Source organism: Mesorhizobium sp. M7A.F.Ca.ET.027.03.2.1 (genome assembly GCF_003999175.1).
In the GTDB taxonomy this organism is placed as follows: Bacteria; Pseudomonadota; Alphaproteobacteria; order Rhizobiales; family Rhizobiaceae; genus Mesorhizobium.
The window spans coordinates 1-3,457 of the sequence record NZ_RZOM01000663.1; the positions used below are offsets into that span (position 1 = coordinate 1).

Annotated in this window: 4 protein-coding genes; all 4 read left to right on the plus strand. The window is 65.9% G+C overall.

Features of this window, described 5'->3' with window-relative positions:
* Positions 1-724, plus strand: a 724-nt coding sequence (locus EN750_RS24410; RefSeq protein WP_145967877.1) for a CaiB/BaiF CoA-transferase family protein, incomplete at its 5' end; no start/stop codon positions are given.
* 10 nt (positions 725-734) lie between these two features.
* A complete protein-coding gene (locus tag EN750_RS24415; protein WP_127397932.1) occupies positions 735-1,577 on the plus strand; it encodes a MaoC family dehydratase N-terminal domain-containing protein in 843 nt (280 codons plus the stop codon).
* Positions 1,571-2,383 carry a CoA ester lyase gene (locus EN750_RS24420; protein WP_127397934.1) on the plus strand — a complete coding sequence of 271 codons (813 nt, stop codon included), beginning with the start codon at positions 1,571-1,573 and terminating at the stop codon, positions 2,381-2,383. Before EN750_RS24415 ends, EN750_RS24420 begins: the two co-directional genes overlap by 7 nt.
* 26 nt (positions 2,384-2,409) lie before the next feature.
* The coding region (locus EN750_RS24425) for an MmgE/PrpD family protein (RefSeq protein WP_145967878.1) at positions 2,410-3,457 on the plus strand (1,048 nt) is incomplete at its 3' end.

The following is a 3,457-nucleotide window of genomic DNA, read 5'->3' on the forward strand; positions in this document are numbered from 1 at the left end:
CATGCGCGCCTACGACATGCTGGTGCAGGCGGAAAGCGGCATCTGCGCCGTCACCGGCACAGCGGACACGCCGAGTAAGATCGGGGTTTCCGCCGCCGATATCGCCACCGGCATGAATGCCCATGCAGCGATCCTCGAAGCCTTGTTGGCGCGCCAGAAGACCGGGCGCGGCCGCATTGTCGAGGTTGCCATGTTCGACGCCATGGCCGACTGGATGACCGTGCCGCTGCTGCACTACGAATATGCGGGCCGCGAGACGCAGAGATATGGCCTGGCGCATGCTTCGATCTACCCCTATCGACCTTATGCCTGTCGGGATGGCAGCGTGGTCGTGTCCATCCAGCAGAACAATGAATGGAAGCGCTTCTGCACGCTCGTGCTGCAAAGGCAGGATCTGTTCGCCGACGAACGCTTCGCCACCAACACCTGGCGGGTTGCCAACCGCACGGCGCTCGACGCCGAGATCGAACCGATCTTCGCGGCAATCGACTGCGACGAGGCCATAAGCCGTCTCGACGAGGCGCAGATCGCCTGGGGCCGGGTGAGTGCAATGCGCGACCTGCCGCACCACAAGGCGCTCCGCCGGACGGAGGTGGCACTGCCGGACGGCAAGCGCATCGCAGTACCCAAGCCGGCAGGGCGGCCGGAGGGATTTGCAACGGTTCCAAGCGTCCCCGCGCTTGGCGCCGATACGGACCGGATCCGGTCCGAATTCGCCGCCTGACGAGGACCTCATGAGCCTGGACACAAGCACACTGCAGGAATGGGTTGGACGCACGCACGAGGTCGAGGATGTTGTGACCCCGCGCCTGCTGACCAGCTTTGGCGCCACGCTTGGGGATCACGCGGCGGAGACTGCCGACGGCGCGGCCGCGCCCGGACTGCATTGGTGCCTGGCGCCCGACATTGCCGCCATGCGAGAACTCGGACCTGACGGGCACCCGGCCAAAGGCGGCTTCCTGCCGCCGGTGCCGCTTCCGCGTCGCATGTGGGCTGCCAGCGACGTGCGTTTCATGGCGCCGATCCGCTCTGGCGACCGCATCCGCCGCCGCTCGACATTGGCCGCCATCGAGGAGAAGCAGGGCCGCACCGGCCCGCTCACCTTCGTCACGGTCCGGCACGACATCGCCAACGATTCCGGTCCGGTCATCGAGGAGGACCAGACCATCGTTTATCGCGGCGCCGAAGCCACTGCTGCGTCCCCTACCCCGCCGGCCAATTCGCCCCTGGCCGCATCGCACGAGCGCACGATCGACATCGATCCCGTGCTGCTCTTTCGATATTCCGCGCTGACGTTCAACGGGCATCGCATCCACTACGACACGCCCTATGCCACGGGGGTCGAGCACTATCCCGGGCTCGTCATCCATGGCCCGCTGCAGGCGACGCTGCTGATGAACTTCGCCGCCGCCATTGTCGGTCAGTCGCCGCGCCGTTTCTCATTCCGCGGCGTCCATCCGGCGAGCGGCCCACAGCGCCTGCTTCTGAGCGCAACATCCCCAGGCCAGGACGGCATGGCTCTCGAGGCACGGTCGTCCGACGGCCATGTGACGGTGAAAGCCACGGCGCAATGGTGAGCTTCGTCACGCCTGTCGTGCCGCTATTCGTGCCGGGCTCACGTCCTGAGCGGTTTGCCAAAGCCGACAGCAGCGGCGCGGACGCAGTCGTTCTAGACCTCGAGGATGCTGTCGCCCCTGGCGACAAGGACCGCGCTCGCGAAGCGATTCTCGCCAATGCGGCCACGCTGAAATCCGCGGTCGTGGTCCGCATCAATGCCGCCGGCACATTTTGGCACCAGGCGGACATCGCTGCCGTGCGGCGCCTTGACGGCGTCTCCGTCATGCTGCCCAAGGCCGAACGTCCGGAAGACATTGCCGATATGGCCAGGCACATGGCACGCAGCGTTTCCGTCATCGCGCTGGTCGAGAGCGCCGTCGGTCTCGCCAACTTGCCGGACATATTGGCCACGCCCAACGTCGTTGCCGTCGCCTTCGGCTCGGTCGACTTCTCGCTCGATCTCGGTTGCGCGCATGATCGGCTGACCTTGCTTGCGGCCCGCAACGAAATCGTCTGGCGCTCGCGCGCGGCTGGCCGTGCCGCGCCGATCGACGGCGTAACGACCGACCTGAACAGTCCCGAAATCACCGAGGATGACGCCCGCCACGCCATGAAGATGGGTTTTGGCGGCAAGATGGCCATCCATCCGAGGCAGATCGAGCCGATTCGCAATGGCTTTCGCCCGAGCGATAGTGACATCGCATGGGCACGCGACATCATTGGCGCGGCCTCATCAGGCGAAGTCAGCCTGGTGAAAGGCGAGATGGTGGATCGACCGGTCGTCGAACGTGCAAGGCAAGTCCTGCGCCGGGCCGCTTTGGTCTGAAGGGCATGCAGAGGGAGAAGCAACCGATGAGCACGGACACCGCCGATTGGCCGACCGCCAGGCTTTGCGCCTTCATCGCCGAACTCGACTTCGAACAGATCCCGCCGCGCGTCGTTCATTTCGCGCAAGGACTGATGATCGACTGGCTCGGCTCGGCGCTGGCCGGCAAGGGCGCGCACCAGGTCGAGATGATCGACGGTTTTGCGCGTGCCATGGGGCCGGCGGACGGCCCAAGCACCATCATCCCGACGCGGCGGCGCACAAGCCCCTACTTCGCAGCGATGGTCAATGCGGCGGCCTCCCATGTCGTGGAACAGGACGACGTTCACAACGGCTCGGTCTTTCACCCGGCGGCGGTGATCTTTCCGGCCGTTTTGGCGGTTGCGGAGGCTGAGGGGAAGACCGGCCGCGAAGTCCTGACTGCCTGCATCGCCGGCTATGAAGTGGGCATTCGCGTGGGAGAATTCCTCGGACGCTCGCACTACGAGATATTCCACACCACCGGCACGGCTGGCGCAGTGGCAGCAGCCGCGGCGGTCGGCAGGTTGATCGGGTTGGACGCAGCCGGGCTCAACCATGCTGTCGGCTCGGCCGGTACGCAGGCGGCAGGTCTCTGGGAATTTCTGCGTGACGCTGCCGATTCCAAGCAACTCCATACCGCGCGAGCGGCCGCCAACGGTCTGTTCGCTGCCTATCTGGCGCGCGATGGCTTCAAGGGCGCCGCGCGGATCCTCGAAGGCCAGCAAGGAATGGCTGCCGGAATGTCCAGCGACGCCGATCCGGCCCGCCTGACGGACGGGCTCGGCAGCCGTTGGGCAACCGAGGAGACCTCCTTCAAATGGCACGCAGCCTGCCGGCACACTCATCCGGCCGCCGACGCGCTGCAGTCTCTCATGCGCCGCGAAGGGCTCGGTCCGGACGACATCACCGGCGTGGTGACCCATGTCCATCAGGGAGCCATCGATGTCCTGGGCGCGGTGGTCATTCCGCAAACCGTCCACCAGGCGAAGTTCTCCATGGGCACGGTTTTGGGGCTGATCGCTGTTCACGGCGTCGCCGACCTCGACGCGTTCG

Bases quoted from the DNA above. Each gene is read 5' to 3' on its own strand.
- EN750_RS24415 (WP_127397932.1), top strand. From the start codon at position 735: ATGAGCCTGGACACAAGCACACTGCAGGAATGGGTTGGACGCACGCAC.
- EN750_RS24420 (WP_127397934.1), top strand. From the start codon at position 1,571: ATGGTGAGCTTCGTCACGCCTGTCGTGCCGCTATTCGTGCCGGGCTCA.